Source organism: Halomonas getboli (genome assembly GCF_023094245.1).
GTDB classification, from domain to species: Bacteria; Pseudomonadota; Gammaproteobacteria; order Pseudomonadales; family Halomonadaceae; genus Halomonas; species Halomonas getboli.
On record NZ_JALMEW010000005.1, the window covers coordinates 219,343 to 233,355 of the forward strand.

General features: G+C 67.8%; 11 protein-coding genes. 4 read left to right on the forward strand and 7 right to left on the reverse strand.

Annotated elements, in window-relative coordinates; genetic code table 11:
* Nucleotides 1–63 precede the first annotated feature (63 nt).
* The 3 genes from MYL53_RS12205 to MYL53_RS12215 all read left to right on the forward strand — a co-directional run bounded on the left by MYL53_RS12205 (nucleotide 64) and on the right by MYL53_RS12215 (nucleotide 3,590).
* Nucleotides 64–606: a SprT family zinc-dependent metalloprotease gene (locus tag MYL53_RS12205; protein ID WP_247854232.1), complete on the forward strand. Its 543-nt coding sequence runs from the start codon at nucleotides 64–66 to the stop codon at nucleotides 604–606.
* Nucleotides 607–774: 168 nt separating this feature from the next.
* Nucleotides 775–2,724 (forward strand): acetate--CoA ligase, encoded by a 1,950-nt coding sequence (gene acs / locus MYL53_RS12210; RefSeq protein WP_247854233.1) that lies wholly within the window; start codon nucleotides 775–777, stop codon nucleotides 2,722–2,724.
* Nucleotides 2,725–2,924: 200 nt separating this feature from the next.
* The gene (locus MYL53_RS12215) at nucleotides 2,925–3,590 is read left to right on the forward strand and encodes a LuxR C-terminal-related transcriptional regulator (protein ID WP_247854234.1); all 666 of its coding nucleotides are present in this window, start codon (nucleotides 2,925–2,927) and stop codon (nucleotides 3,588–3,590) included.
* Between the two features lie 116 nt (nucleotides 3,591–3,706).
* On the opposite strand, the gene mntR is transcribed toward MYL53_RS12215, so the two are convergent.
* The 3 genes from mntR to MYL53_RS12230 form a co-directional block, all read right to left on the reverse strand.
* On the reverse strand, nucleotides 3,707–4,126 hold the full coding sequence (gene mntR / locus MYL53_RS12220) for a manganese-binding transcriptional regulator MntR (protein WP_247854235.1): 420 nt from the start codon (nucleotides 4,124–4,126) through the stop codon (nucleotides 3,707–3,709).
* A 6-nt stretch (nucleotides 4,127–4,132) separates the two neighbouring features.
* Nucleotides 4,133–5,416 (reverse strand): Nramp family divalent metal transporter, encoded by a 1,284-nt coding sequence (locus tag MYL53_RS12225; protein WP_247854236.1) that lies wholly within the window; start codon nucleotides 5,414–5,416, stop codon nucleotides 4,133–4,135.
* Nucleotides 5,417–5,551: 135 nt separating this feature from the next.
* Nucleotides 5,552–6,445 (reverse strand): LysR family transcriptional regulator, encoded by an 894-nt coding sequence (locus MYL53_RS12230; RefSeq protein WP_247854237.1) that lies wholly within the window; start codon nucleotides 6,443–6,445, stop codon nucleotides 5,552–5,554.
* 106 nt (nucleotides 6,446–6,551) lie between these two features.
* On the opposite strand from MYL53_RS12230, the gene MYL53_RS12235 reads away from it, so the two are divergent.
* Nucleotides 6,552–6,986, forward strand: coding sequence for a (R)-mandelonitrile lyase (locus MYL53_RS12235; RefSeq protein ID WP_247854238.1), 435 nt, complete (start codon nucleotides 6,552–6,554; stop codon nucleotides 6,984–6,986).
* 97 nt (nucleotides 6,987–7,083) lie between these two features.
* On the opposite strand, the gene MYL53_RS12240 is transcribed toward MYL53_RS12235, so the two are convergent.
* The 4 genes from MYL53_RS12240 to MYL53_RS12255 form a co-directional block, all read right to left on the reverse strand.
* On the reverse strand, nucleotides 7,084–11,031 hold the full coding sequence (locus MYL53_RS12240) for a hybrid sensor histidine kinase/response regulator (RefSeq protein WP_247854239.1): 3,948 nt from the start codon (nucleotides 11,029–11,031) through the stop codon (nucleotides 7,084–7,086).
* Nucleotides 11,032–11,131: 100 nt separating this feature from the next.
* Nucleotides 11,132–11,647: a hypothetical protein gene (locus MYL53_RS12245; RefSeq protein WP_247854240.1), complete on the reverse strand. Its 516-nt coding sequence runs from the start codon at nucleotides 11,645–11,647 to the stop codon at nucleotides 11,132–11,134.
* A 91-nt stretch (nucleotides 11,648–11,738) separates the two neighbouring features.
* Nucleotides 11,739–13,505, reverse strand: coding sequence for a sodium:solute symporter family protein (locus tag MYL53_RS12250; RefSeq protein ID WP_247854241.1), 1,767 nt, complete (start codon nucleotides 13,503–13,505; stop codon nucleotides 11,739–11,741).
* 6 nt (nucleotides 13,506–13,511) lie between these two features.
* Nucleotides 13,512–13,772 (reverse strand): DUF4212 domain-containing protein, encoded by a 261-nt coding sequence (locus tag MYL53_RS12255; protein ID WP_247854242.1) that lies wholly within the window; start codon nucleotides 13,770–13,772, stop codon nucleotides 13,512–13,514.
* Between the last annotated feature and the right edge of the window lie 241 nt (nucleotides 13,773–14,013).

Below are 14,013 nucleotides of genomic sequence, written 5' to 3' on the forward strand. Positions count from 1 at the left end.
CTCTCACTCGCTGGTGTCGGCGGGGCTTTACGCCATCTCATCGGAGCGCCATTCTAGCATCCCATGACGACGCCCGCGCTGCCCGACCCCGATCCGCAGTGGCTGGCCGGCCTCGACGCCGAGGCCGGCCGGGCGGCGTTGCGCGAGCGGGTCGAGGCGGCCTTCGCGCTGTGCCGCGAGGTGCATCCGACCCTGCCGCGGCCCGGCGTGTGGCTGGACCTGCGCGGCCGCTCGGCCGGCCAGGCGCATTTCGGCCGCGGCGGGCTGCGCTTCAATCCGGTGCTGTTCGACGAGAATCGCCACGCCTTTCTGGTCGAGGTGGTGCCCCACGAGATGGCCCACTGGCTGGTGCATCATCTGCAGGACGGCCACCGGGCCCGGCCCCACGGCCACGAGTGGCGCACCGTGATGCGCCGGCTGTTCGGGCTCGAGCCCCGCACCACCCACCGCTTCGACACCGGCCGCGCGAGCCCCGCGCCACATCGCTACCGCTGCGGCTGCCGCGAGCACGCCTTCACCGCGCGGCGCCATGCCCTGGCGCGTGCCGGGCGCGCCTATCGCTGTCGACACTGTGCCGAGACCTTGGTCTATCTGGGCCTAATCTGACTTGGATAAACGTCTTAACGTACTGTTATAAAAAAGAAAAACGTTCATACCAATGTCTAAGGGGAAGGCGCCTCGACGGAGGAGTATGCTGAAATCATCTTATGGCGCCGGTCGCCGCGATCGGCATCGTCAACCTGAAGGGACCACCCCGAGGACAGAGGCAACTCCATGAGTGATCAACCGCACGTCTATCCGGTACCCGATGACTTCGCCGCCAAGGCCTGGGCCGACAAGGCCACCTACCAGGCCATGTACCAGCGCTCGCTGGACGATCCGGAGGGCTTCTGGGCCGAGCAGGCCGAGTGCCTCGACTGGTTCAAGGCGCCAACCAAGATCAAGCACACCGTCTTCGACACCCACAACGTCGACATCCGCTGGTTCGAGGATGGTCGCCTCAACGTCAGCAGCAACTGCCTGGATCGCCACCTCGAGACCCGCGGCGACCAGACCGCGATCATCTGGGAAGGCGACGATCCCAAGGATTCCAAGACCCTGACCTATCGTCAGCTGCACGAGCGCACCTGTCAGCTGGCCAACGCCCTCAAGGGCATGGGCGTGAAGCGCGGCGATACCGTCACCCTCTACATGCCGATGATTCCCGAGGCCGCCATGGCCATGCTGGCCTGCGCTCGCATCGGCGCGGTGCACTCGGTGGTGTTCGGCGGCTTCTCGCCGGACGCCCTGGCCCAGCGCGTGAAGGACGCCGGCTCCAAGGTGGTGATCACCGCCGACGAATCCGTGCGCGGCGGCAAGCAGGTGCCGCTCAAGGACAACGTCGACGCCGCCCTGACCCGCGAGGGCAGTGACGTCTGCGAGAAGGTGCTGGTGGTCCAGCGCACCGGCGGCGAGATCGACTGGCACGAGGGCCGCGACCTGTGGTTCCACGAGCAGGTCGACCCGCAGTCCACCGACTGTCCGGCCGAGGAGATGGGCGCCGAGGATCCGCTGTTCATCCTCTATACCTCCGGCTCCACCGGCGCGCCCAAGGGCCTCAAGCACACCACCGGCGGCTACCTGCTGCACGCGGCCCTGACCCATCGCTACGTGTTCGACTACCACGACGGCGACATCTACTGGTGCACTGCCGACGTGGGCTGGGTGACCGGCCACAGCTACATCGTCTACGGACCGCTGGCCAACGGCGCCACCACCCTGATGTTCGAGGGCGTGCCCAGCTACCCGACCAACGGCCGCATGGGCGAGATCGTCGACAAGCACAAGGTCAACATCCTCTACACCGCGCCCACCGCGGTGCGCGCGCTGATGGCCCACGGCGACAACGTCATGGACTCCAGCTCCCGCGACAGCCTGCGCCTGCTGGGCTCGGTCGGCGAGCCGATCAACCCCGAGGCCTGGGAGTGGTTCCATCGCGTGATCGGCAAGCAGCGCTGCCCGATCGTCGATACCTGGTGGCAGACCGAGACCGGCGGCATCATGATCGCGCCGCTGCCGGGCGCCACCGATCTCAAGCCCGGCTCCGCCACCCTGCCGTTTTTCGGCGTGCAGCCGGCGCTGGTCGACAACGAGGGCAACATCCTCGAGGGCGCCACCGAGGGCAACCTGGTGATGCTCGACGCCTGGCCGGGCCAGGCGCGCTCGATCTGGAACAACCACGAGCGCTTCCTGCAGACCTACTTCACCACCTACAAGGGCATGTACTTCACCGGCGACGGCTGCCGCCGTGACGAGGACGGCTACTACTGGATCACCGGCCGCGTCGACGACGTGCTCAACGTCTCCGGCCACCGCATGGGCACCGCCGAGATCGAGTCCTCGCTGGTGGCCCACGAGTCGGTGGCCGAGGCCGCCGTGGTCGGCTTCCCCCACGACATCAAGGGGCAGGGCATCTACATCTACGTGACCCTGGCCGACGACGTGGAGCCCAGCGACGAGCTCAAGAAGGAGCTCACCCAGTGGGTGCGCAAGGACATCGGGCCGATCGCCTCGCCGGACGTCATCCAGTGGGCGCCGGGGCTGCCCAAGACCCGCTCGGGCAAGATCATGCGCCGCATCCTGCGCAAGATCGCCGCCAACGAGTGCGACGGCCTGGGCGACACCAGCACCCTGGCCGATCCGTCGGTGGTCGACGACCTGATCGAGCATCGCGCCAATCGTTGATGACGGTTCTCTCGTAGAGCCTTACAATCCTGCAAGCCGGCCTTCGGGGCCGGCTTCTTCATGGCGCGGGGAAGATTGTCGACAAGGTGGCGACGATCGCTTGGGCATCTCCTCGACCATGGGGTAACATGCCGATAATAAACACTGCGTCCCGCAGGCGGCGGACGGCCCCCGCTGCTCTCGGATCCGGAGGAGAATCCATGGCCTTTGCCCAGAAGTTCATCGTCGCCGACGATCATCCGCTGTTCCGCGCGGCCCTGACCCAGGCGCTGCGCCAGGTCGCCCCCCAGGCCGAGATCGTCGAGTCCGATACCATGGAGGCCACCACCGAGGTCGTCACCCGGCATCCGGACGCCGATCTGATCCTGCTCGACCTGCACATGCCCGGCGCCCACGGCTTTTCCGGGCTGATCCAGCTGCGTGGCCAGACGCCGGACATCCCGGTGGCGGTGGTCTCGGGCAGCGACGAGCTGCACGTGGTGCGCCGCGCCATCGACTACGGCGCCTCCGGCTTCATTCCCAAGTCCTCGTCGCTGGCGCTGATCGCCGAGGCGGTAGGCGAGATCCTCGACGGCGAGGTGTGGCTGCCCGAGGAGATGGCCGATGCGCTGGGCGAGGCCGACGAGGAGGAGGCGCGCTTCGCCGAGGCGATCGCCTCGCTGACGCCCCAGCAGTTCCGGGTGCTCAACATGCTCACCGAGGGCCTGCTCAACAAGCAGATCGCCTACGAGCTCAACGTCTCCGAGGCCACCATCAAGGCCCACGTCACCGCCATCCTGCGCAAGCTCGGCGTGCATTCCCGCACCCAGGCGGTGATCGCCGCCCAGAAGCTCGAGGTCGAGCCGCCCAAGGTCGAGCAGTCTTGAGGGAGCGGGAACCGCCCCGAGGAGCGTCCTCGCTCGAGGCTCGTGCAATATAGAAACGCCGCCCCGCTTTTTGCGGGGCGGCGTCGTTTCAAGGGCTCGAAGGTGCCGCGTCGGCGTCAGTCGTCGGTGTCCTGGCCGAGGAAGCGGCGCATGGCGGCCACCGTCTCCTCGCTGCAGTGGTGCTCGATGCCCTCCGAGTCGGCGCGGGCGACCTCCTCGGGCACGCCCAGCCGACGCAGGGTCGCCAGCACCACCCGGTGGCGGGCGGCGACTCGCTCGGCCATGGTCTCGCCGTCCGGCGTCAGGAAGATGCCGCGATAGGGGCGGGCGATGACCAGGCCGTCGCGGCGAAGCCTGGCCACCACCTTGGAGACGGCGGCGCTGCTGACGCCGAAGCAGGCGGCCAGGTCGCCGGCGCGGGCCTCGCCGTGGCGGGCATGCAGGTGGGCGATCTCCTCGACGTAGTCCTCGACCAGCTCGCGCTGGTGGTCCTGGCGGACGCGCTCGAAGGCGGCGTGCTTGGGCAGTGGGGTCATGATGGCTTATCCCTCGCCGAACAGGGTGAAGAACAGCACGTAGCCGTTAAGGGCGATGATCAGCGCGCAGATCGCGCCGCCCACGACCGTGACGGTGCGGCCGTTGACCAGGTTCCCCATCAGCCGGCGGTTGGCGGTGAAGCACAGCAGCGGGATCAGCGCGAAGGGAATGCCGAAGCTCAGGATCACCTGGCTGGCCACCAGCGCCTTCTGCTCGGAGATGCCCATCAGGATCACCGCCAGCGCCGGCACCATGGTGATCAGGCGGCGCAGCCACAGCGGGATGGTGAAGCGCACGAAGCCCTGCATGATCACCTGGCCCGACAGGGTGCCGACGATCGACGAGGAGAGCCCCGCCAGCAGCAGCGCCAGCCCGAACAGATGGCTGGCCAGCTCCTGGCCCATCATCGGCGCCAGCAGCCGGTAGCTGTCGCTGATGGTGGCGACATCGGTCCGCCCCTGGGCGTGGAACACCGAGGCGGCCAGCGCCAGCATGCTCAGGTTGACCAGCCCGGCGATGGCCATGCCGACGATGACGTCGAGCCGGTAGTAGCGCATCAGCCGCCGGCGCTCGCCGTCGTTGCGCGCCCGGATGCGGTTCTGAGACAGCGCCGAGTGCAGGTAGATGACGTGGGGCATCACCGTGGCGCCGAGGATGCCGGCGGCGAGATAGAGGGCGTAGCCGTCGGGGAAGCCTGGCACCAGCAGGCCCTGGAGCAACGGCGCGGCCTGGGGCGGGGCGAGGATCATCTCCAGCAGGAAACCGCTGGCGATGGCCAGGATCATGGCGCCGATGACGAGCTCCATCAGCCGGAAGCCCTGACGATGCATCAGCAGCGCCAGATAGGTGATGGCTCCGGTCAGCAGCGCGCCCTCGACCAGTGACAGGCCGAACAGCAGGTTGAAGGCCAGGGCGGCACCGAGGAACTCGGCCAGGTCGGTGGCGATGGCGACGATCTCGGCCTGGACCCAGTAGACCCACACCACCGGACGCGGGTAGCGCTCGCGGATCACCTCGGCCAGGTTGCGGCCGGTGGCCAGCCCCAGCCGCGCCGACAGGGTCTGGATCAGCATCGCCATCAGGTTGGCGCCGAGCACCACCCACAGCAGCGCATAGCCGTAGCGCGAGCCGGCCTCGATGTTGGTGGCGAAGTTGCCGGGGTCGACGTAGGCCACGGCGGCGATCAGCGCCGGCCCGAAGAAGGCCGTCCAGCCCCAGCGGCGGCGCTGGCCGCTAAGGGTGTGGGCCGCCTTGGCGCGGACCGTGTCGTTGGAAATGGCGGGAAGCATCGGCGTGGCTCTTGTTAACCGAGGTTAATGGCTCATCCTCAGGTTAAACCGGGCGCCGTTGCCTGCCCAATAGAGTCTGTTCGACGTCATGATCGTCGTGGGCTATCGCGGGGCAGTTCCCACGAGGGCCGGGTGTCAGGCGCCGAGGCGCAGGGTCTCAAGCACCACCCGGAAGGCCGCCGTCTGCTGGCGCCGGCTGGGGTAGTAGAGGTGGTAGCCCTCGAACGGCTCGGACCATTCGGCCAGTACCTCCTCGAGCTCGCCGCGCGCGAGGTGCGGCGCCACCAGGCCGTCCGGCAGCTGTGCCAGCCCGGCGCCGGCGAGGCAGGCGTCGAGGATCTGCACCACGCTGTTCATGATCAGCGGGCCGCTCACCCGTACCCGTGACTCCTGCTCGCCGCTGCCGAACTCCCAGGCGTAGAGGCCGCTGTGGGTCGGCAGGCGCAGGTTGATGCAGCGGTGCGCGGTCAGGGCTTCCGGCGTCGGTGGCGTGCCGTGGCGTTCGCGATAGGCCGGCGCGGCCACGGTGACCATGCGCATCGGCGGGCCGATCGGCACCGCGATCATGTCGGCGTCGATGATGCCGCCGAGGCGCACGCCGGCGTCGAAGCGCTCGGCGGCGATGTCGGTCAGCCCGTAGTCGGTGGTCAGCTCGACGGTGAGCTCGGGATAGGTCTCTAACAGCGGCAGCAGCCGCGGCCACAGGATGTGGCGGGTGGCGAACTCGTCGGCGGTGATGCGCACCGTGCCCGACGGGCGCTCGCGCAGCTCGGCCACGGCGGTGACGTGGGCGTCGATCTCGTCGAGCAGCGGGGCGATCTCGCGCAGCAGCTTGTCGCCGGCCTCGGTGCGGGTGACGCTGCGCGTGGTCCGGGTCAGCAGACGCACGCCGAGGCGCTCCTCCAGCCCGCGCACCGTCTGGCTCACTGCCGAGGGCGAGACCCCGAGGTGCGCCGCCGCCCGGGTGAAGTTGCCCTCGCGGCCCACGGTCACGAAGACCGCCAGATCGTCCAGTCGTTGTCCTGCCATTGTGAAGTCTCACTTCATACTGCGTTCAGCATTTGCCACATAGTACCGCTAATATCGCTCTGCTACTTTGGTATCGGTCAACGCCACCACCCCACAGGAGAGTGTCATGAGCGAATCATCCGAGGACATGCTGGTCCAGCGCGCCGGTTCCGTTGAGGCCATCAAGGGGCCGAGCGACTGGTTCACCGGCACCGTCCGCATCGACAAGATCTTCAACGCGCCGGCGCCCTCCCGTCTGGGCATGGCCGTCGTCAACTTCGAGCCGGGTGCCCGTACCAATTGGCACACCCACCCGCTGGGCCAGATGCTGCTGGTTACCGACGGCGTGGGCTGGACCCAGTGCGAGGGCGGGCCGAAGACCGAGATCCGCCCCGGCGACATCATCTACTGCAACTGCGGACGTTGCCACTGGCACGGTGCCACCGACACCACCGCCATGCAGCACGTCGCCGTGCAGGAAGCCGAGAACGGCAGCCCGGTGACCTGGATGGAAGCGGTCTCGGACGAGGTCTACCTGGCCGGCCCGGTCAAGAAGGACTGAGGATTCGGGAAGCGTCGAACGACGCGACGAAAAACGCCGGCGGGCCCGTTAATTCGGCCCCGCCGGCGTTTATTCGTGTCCTCGACTGGCGTGTCGATCAGCTCTGATGAGAGGCGGCGCGGCTGGCCTGCAGGGTGCGGGTCAGCAGCGCGCGCAGGGCGGCGGGGCGCACCGGCTTGAGCAGCAGCTGGTAGCCGCCGCGCTTGATCTCCTCGGCGACCTCCTCGGTGCGGTCGGCGGTGATGACGATGCCCGGCACCGCGCCCTCGAGGCGTTCGCCGAGCGCCTCCATGGCCATCAGCCCGGTGACCTCGTTGTCCAGGTGATAGTCGGCCAGGATGGCGTCGGGGTCGGCGTCCAGGTGGCGCAGCACCGACTTGGCGCCGCCGATCGAGGTGGCGGTGAAGACCTCGCAGCCCCAGCCGGAGAGCATCGCCTTCATGCCCTCGAGGATCAGCGACTCGTTGTCGATGCACAGGATGCGCTTGCCGGCCAGCTTGTTGCCGGCGCGCTTGGGACGTGACTCCTCGCGGCGCTCCTCCTCGCGGGCGGCCACCGCCGGCACGCTGACCGAGAACACGGTGCCGACGCCCTCCCAGGAGCGCACCCGGATCGGGTGATCGAGCACCCGGGCCATGCGGTCGGCGATCGACAGCCCCAGGCCCAGGCCCTTCTCGCTCTCTTTGTGGCGCGAGGTCTGGTCGAGGCGGCGGAACTCCTGGAAGATCTCGGCCTGCTTGGCCTCGGGGATGCCGGGGCCGGAGTCCCAGACCTCGATCGACAGCCGCTCGCCCTGGCGCCGGCAGCCCAGCATCACCCGGCCCTCCTGGGTGTAGCGGATGGCATTCGACAGGAAGTTCTGCACGATGCGCCGCAGCATCTGGGCGTCGCTGTCGACCCACTGGCGGGTGGGCACCACCACCAGGTCGAGGCCGCGGTCCTCGGCCATGACCTCGAACTCGGCGCGCAGCGGGCGGAAGACGTCGGCCAGGGCGAAGTGGCTGCGCCGCGGGGTCAGCGCCCCGGCGTCGAGCTTGGAGATGTCGAGCAGGGTGCCGAGCAGCTCCTCGGCGGCCTGCAGCGAGTTGTCGATATGGCCGATAGTGCGGCGCATCTCGTCGGCCTGCATCTCTTGGGACAGCGCCGAGGTGAACAGGCGCGCGGCGTTGAGCGGCTGCAGCAGGTCGTGGCTGGCCGCGGCCAGGAAGCGCGTCTTGGAGGCGTTGGCGTCCTCGGCGACCTGCTTGGCCTGGCGCAGCGCCTGCTCGGCCTCGGCGCGCACCCGGTTCTCCTGGCGCAGGGCGGCGTTGGCCTCGGACAGCGCCTGGGTGCGCTCGCGCACGCGCTCCTCCAGGGTCTCGTTGGTCTCCTTGAGCGCGATCTCGGCGCGACGGCGCTCGGTGATGTCCTGATAGAGGGCGAAGAAGCCGAGGATCGCGCCGCTGTCGCCGAAGTGCGGGGTGTAGGTGACCAGCATGTAGCGGATGCCTTCGGTCAGCCGCAGCGAGACCTCGAAGCTGACCCGCTCGCCGTCCAGGGCACGCTCGATCCAGGGCGCGCGCTCGCGATGCATGGGCGTGGAGAGCACCTCGTGGAGAGGCCGACCGATCACCGCGTTGCGGTCGATGGAGAAGGCCTGCTCGTAGGCGCGGTTGGTGAAGAGGTAGCGGCAGTCCTTGTCGAAGTAGGCGATCAGCGCCGGCACGTTGTCGGTGTAGATGCGGATGTTGTTCTCCGAGCGGATCAGCGCCTCCTCGGTGCGCTTCTGCTGGGTGATGTCCTGATAGGTGTAGACGAAGCCGCCGCCGGGCATCGGGTTGCCCTGGACCTCCAGCACGCTGCCGTCCTGGCGATAGCGCACGTAGCGGTGCGGCTGGCCCTCGCGGATGTTGTCGAGCAGCAGCTGCACGTGCTCCTCGGGATCGCCGGGGCCGTACTCGCCGTTGTGGGCGTTGTAGCGGAAGATGCGGTCGATCGGCGCGCCGACCCGGATCAGGTGGTCGGGGAAGCGGAACAGCTCCAGGTAGCGCTGGTTCCATACCACCAGCCGCAGGTTCTGGTCGACCACGCTGATGCCCTGGTTGATGTTCTCGATGGTGGCCTGGAGCAGGGCGCGGTTGAACTCCAGCACCTGGGAGGCCTCGTCGACGATCGAGATCACGTCGGAGATGCCGATGCCGCGGCCCTGCAGCGCCGAGTTGACCACGATGCGCGCCGAGGAGGCGCCGAGTACCGAGGCCAGGAAACGCTCGGTGAACTGGATGACATCGATCGAGGCGCGGGCGTGGTCATCGAGCGGCGTGCCGTTGCGCCGGGCGTAGTCGTCGAAGGCGCGGCCGACCTGGTCGGCGCTGAGGAAGCGCTGGCACAGCACCTTGAGATCGCCCACCGTGGTGGCGCCGGTCCAGGGGCGATTCACCGAGGTCTGGCGGGTCTCGACGCTGTCGACGAACAGCGAGGCCTGGATGCGCTCCACCACCCGCTGGGGCGTCATCTGGGAGACGAAGATGTAGCTGACCAGGTTGACGCCCAGCGACAGCATCACGCCGTGGGTGAAACCGTCGCCGACGTTGAGGCCGAACAGCGAGGTCGGCGACAGCCAGCCGATATGCAGCGGGCCGCCGTCGAGCCAGGCCTGAGGCAGCACGCCGGCGCCGATCATCGCCGGCATCAGCAGGCTGTAGGCCCAGATGGCGAAGCCGGCGTTCATGCCGACGATGACCCCCAGGCGATTGCCGCGCTTCCAGTAGAGGCCGCCGATCAGCGCCGGGGCGAACTGGGCGGCGGCGGCGAACGACAGCATGCCGATCGAGGCCAGCGAGCTGAAGTCGCCGATCAGCTGATAGGTGCCGTAGGCCAGCGCCAGGATCGCGGCGATGGTGATGCGCCGGGCGCGCAGCACCAGCCGGCCGTAGTCGCGGGCCTTGGTGTCGAACCAGCGCAGCCGGAACAGCAGCGGGATGACGATCTCGTTGGAGATCATGATCGACACCGCCACCGCGGCCACGATCACCATGCCGGTGGAGGCCGAGAAGCCGCCGATGAAGGTCAACAGCGCCAGCCACTCGCTGCCCGCGGCCATCGGCAGGGCCAGCACGTAGCTGTCGGGATCGACGCTGCCGTCGGCGAACAGGGTCAGGCCGGCGGCGGCCAGTGGCAGCACGAAGAAGGCGAAGGCCGCCAGATAGAGCGGAAACAGCCAGCGGGCCTTGGCGGCGTCGTCGCGGTGGATGTTCTCCACCACCGCGACGTGGAACTGGCGCGGCAGGCACAGGATCGCCAGCATCGCCAGCAGGGTCTGGGCCCAGAAGCTCTGGCCGAAGTCCTGCTGGGCCAGCTGGCGCTGCAGCTCGAGCTGGATGTCGGCGAAGGCCAGCAGGTCGCCGAGGCCGTCGAACATGCCCCAGGTGACGTAGGCGCCGAGGATCAGGAAGGCCACCAGCTTGACCAGCGACTCGAAGGCCACGGCGTGGATCAGCCCCTCGTGGTGCTCGGTGGCGTCGGTGTGGCGGGTGCCGAACAGGATGGCGAAGATCGCCATCACCAGCGCCACGTAGAAGGCGGTGTCGCCGAACAGCGGCGCGCGGGTGATGTCCGAGGCGTCGGTCAGCACGCTGAACGAGGTGGAGACCGCCTTCAGCTGCAGCACGATGTAGGGCAGGGTGCCGATCAGCGCCACCAGGCTGGCGAAGGCCGCCAGCGACTGGGTCTTGCCGTAGCGCGAGGCGATGAAGTCGGCGATCGAGGTGACGTTCTGGTGCTTGGCGACGCGGATCATCTTGGCCAGCACCGGCCAGAACAGCAGCAGCGTGAGGATCGGCCCGACGAAGATGCTGGCGAATGACCAGCCGGAAGTGGCCGCCTGGCCGACGGCGCCGTGGAAGGTCCAGGAGGTGCAGTAGATCGCCAACGCCAGGCTGTAGATCACCGGCCGGCGGCGGCTGGCGCCGTGGCGGCGGGCCATGCGGTCGCCGCGCCAGGCGATGGCGAACAGCACGGCGATATAGAGCAGTGAAACGGCGATCAGCAGCCAGCCAGCGAACATGGTCATCTCCCTCGGGTTCCCGCCCATTCTAAGCCCCGGTGGAAGGCTGTCCATGTTCGATGGGGGAGGCCGGCGATCCGCCGGCCGGGGTAAGGGCGTCTCAGGCGGCGGTGCAGACCGCCTGGCGCAGCGGGTCGCCGTCGTCGAGCCGGCGCATGGCCTCGGTCCGCGGACGGCCGCCCTCGCCGTCGAGCGGCACCAGCTCGCCGGAGGCGCAGTTCAGCAACTGCGGGCGGTGGGTGAGCCGGTCGGCGGCGCTCATCTCGAAGCGGTAGAGGATGAACTCGACCAACGGCTGGTCGTCGGCGCGGGAGCGCGACAGCCCATCCTCGTCGATCACCGTGAAGGCCGTGGTCAGCGGCACCACATAGGTCCAGGGACGCCAGAAGGCCGGGTGCTGCTCGCGGGAAACCACCCGGCTCCCCTCGGGCAGCTGCGCGCGCTTGTGGTCGAACCAGGTGTATTCGTGGTGGATCTGGTAGGCCAGCATGCCGAGGCCGGCGAAGGCCGGCACGATCCAGCGCGGCAGCCGCTTGGCGGTGAGCGTGCGCAGCAGCAGGGCGATGCCCGCCGCACCGAGGCCGGCGACGATCGCCGCAATCAAGTGCCAAATCATCTAGGTCGTCCTGATACGCGTCGGGCTTCCCGAAGGAAGCCCGACATGGAGAGTGGGGCCGGCGCCGCGGGGGCGCCGGGAGGATTATGACTCAGTGGTCGACGGCGGTGCCAGCGCCCTTGGGATAGCGAACGCTCTCGACCAGGTCCTGGATCTCCTTGGGCGGCGGTGCGGTCGCCTTGGAGACGGTGAAGGCCACGGCGAAGTTGATGATCGCCCCGACCGCGCCGATGGACAGCGGCGAGATGCCCATCACCCAGTTGTCCGGGGTGTCCGCCAGGTTGTTGGTGCCCGGAATGAAGAACCAGCCCTTGTAGACGAAGATGTAGACCAGGGTGAAGATCAGGCCGGTGAGCATGCCGGCGATGGCGCCGTGGTTGTTCACCCGCTTGGAGAAGATCCCCATCATCAGCGCCGGGAACAGCGAGGCGGCGGCGATGCCGAAGGCCAGCGCCACCACCTGGGCGGCGAAGCCCGGCGGGTTGGCGCCCAGATAGGTGGCCACGATGATCGCTACCGACATCGATATCCGGGCCGCCATCAGCTCGCCCTTCTCGGAGATGTTGGGGTTGATCGAACCCTTGATCAGGTCATGACTGATCGCCGAGGAGATCGCCAGCAGCAGGCCGGCCGCCGTCGACAGCGCCGCCGCCAGGCCGCCGGCGGCGATCAGGCCGATCACCCAGCCCGGCAGGTTGGCGATCTCGGGGTTGGCCAGCACCAGGATGTCGCGGTTGACGTCCAGTTCGTTGCCTTCCCAGCCGCGCTCCTGGGCGGTCGGGGCGAAGGCCTCGGAGTCGTTGTAGAGCTGGATGCGGCCGTCGCCGTTCTTGTCCTCGTACTGGATCAGGCCGGTGATCTCCCACTCGCGCACCCAGTTGGGACGCTCGTCGTACTGGATCGGCTCGGCGGTCGGGCCGTCCGGGTAGATGGTGGTCATCAGGTTGAGGCGAGCCATGGAGGCCACGGCCGGGGCGGTCAGGTACAGCAGGCCGATGAACACCAGCGCCCAGCCCGCGGACCAACGCGCGTCGGCGACCTTGGGCACGGTGAAGAAGCGGATGATGACGTGGGGCAGGCCGGCGGTACCGATCATCAGCGACAGGGTGAACAGCACCATGTTGAGCTTGTTGTCCACGTCCGCCGTGTACTCGTTGAAGCCGAGCTGGGTGATCACCTCGTTGAGCTTGGCCAGCAGCGGCATGCCGGACTGGGTGTGCTCGGAGAACAGGCCCAGCGCCGGGATCGGGTTGCCGGTCAGTTCCAGCGAGATGAACACCGCCGGAATGGTATAGGCGATGATCAGCACGATGTACTGGGCCACCTGGGTGTAGGTGATGCCCTTCATGCCGCCCAGCACCGCGTAGAAGAACACCACCACGGCGGCGATGATCAGGCCGGTGGTGGCGTCCACCTCGAGGAAGCGCGAGAAGGCCACGCCGGCACCGGCCATCTGGCCGATGACGTAGGTCACCGAGGCCACGATCAGGCAGATCACCGCGACCAGGCGTGCCTGCTTGCTGTAGAAGCGGTCACCGATGAATTCCGGCACCGTGAACTTGCCGAACTTGCGCAGATAGGGCGCCAGCAGCATCGCCAGCAGCACGTAGCCGCCGGTCCAGCCCATCAGGAAGGTGGAGTTGGCGTAGCCGCCGGCGGCGATCAGGCCGGCCATGGAGATGAAGGAGGCCGCGGACATCCAGTCGGCACCGATGGCCATGCCGTTGGTGATCGGATGCACCCCGCCGCCGGCGACGTAGAAGTCCTTGGTCGAACCGGCCTTTGCCCAGATGGCGATGCCAATATAGAGGGCGAAGGAGGCGCCCACGAATAGCACGTTGATGGCGAATTGACTCATGCTGGCTTACTCCCCGAGCCCGTATTGCTTGTCCAGCCGGTTCATCTTCCAGGCGTAGAAGAAGATCAGGCCGATGAAGGTCAGGATGGAACCCTGCTGGGCGAACCAGAAGCCCAGGTCGGTTCCGCCCACGGGAATACCCGACAGCAGCGGGCGCAGCAGGATGGCAGCGCCATAGGAGACGGCTGCCCAGACGACCAGGCAGCCAGCGATCAATCGCAGGTTGGCCTTCCAGTAGGCTTCGGCGTTGGGGGTCTCTTCGGCCATGATATTGCTCTCCACTTGTTGTTGGGATCTGGGAAGTTACTCATAGCGTGCATGGCTTGCCGTCGCTCCTTCCCGGGGTCTCGCGACCGGACGACGGCATCATTTTCGGGTGACGAAGTGTCTGGTAGAAGCGACCGCATCCTGGCGGGTTCACGTCACCCAGAGTTCCCTCACAATGCTGGTCAACAACGTCGTAAAAAACATCGCAGACTTTCGTATCATGAGTGTAAAGCGATTAAAG

Excerpts from the sequence above, each read along its gene's own strand:
- MYL53_RS12250 (WP_247854241.1), bottom strand. The coding sequence starts at position 13,505 with ATGAGTCAATTCGCCATCAACGTGCTATTCGTGGGCGCCTCCTTCGCC.
- MYL53_RS12225 (WP_247854236.1), bottom strand. The coding sequence starts at position 5,416 with ATGCTTCCCGCCATTTCCAACGACACGGTCCGCGCCAAGGCGGCCCAC.
- MYL53_RS12215 (WP_247854234.1), top strand. The coding sequence starts at position 2,925 with ATGGCCTTTGCCCAGAAGTTCATCGTCGCCGACGATCATCCGCTGTTC.
- MYL53_RS12205 (WP_247854232.1), top strand. The coding sequence starts at position 64 with ATGACGACGCCCGCGCTGCCCGACCCCGATCCGCAGTGGCTGGCCGGC.
- mntR (WP_247854235.1), bottom strand. The coding sequence starts at position 4,126 with ATGACCCCACTGCCCAAGCACGCCGCCTTCGAGCGCGTCCGCCAGGAC.
- MYL53_RS12235 (WP_247854238.1), top strand. The coding sequence starts at position 6,552 with ATGAGCGAATCATCCGAGGACATGCTGGTCCAGCGCGCCGGTTCCGTT.
- MYL53_RS12245 (WP_247854240.1), bottom strand. The coding sequence starts at position 11,647 with ATGATTTGGCACTTGATTGCGGCGATCGTCGCCGGCCTCGGTGCGGCG.
- acs (WP_247854233.1), top strand. The coding sequence starts at position 775 with ATGAGTGATCAACCGCACGTCTATCCGGTACCCGATGACTTCGCCGCC.
- MYL53_RS12230 (WP_247854237.1), bottom strand. The coding sequence starts at position 6,445 with ATGGCAGGACAACGACTGGACGATCTGGCGGTCTTCGTGACCGTGGGC.
- MYL53_RS12255 (WP_247854242.1), bottom strand. The coding sequence starts at position 13,772 with ATGGCCGAAGAGACCCCCAACGCCGAAGCCTACTGGAAGGCCAACCTG.
- MYL53_RS12240 (WP_247854239.1), bottom strand. The coding sequence starts at position 11,031 with ATGTTCGCTGGCTGGCTGCTGATCGCCGTTTCACTGCTCTATATCGCC.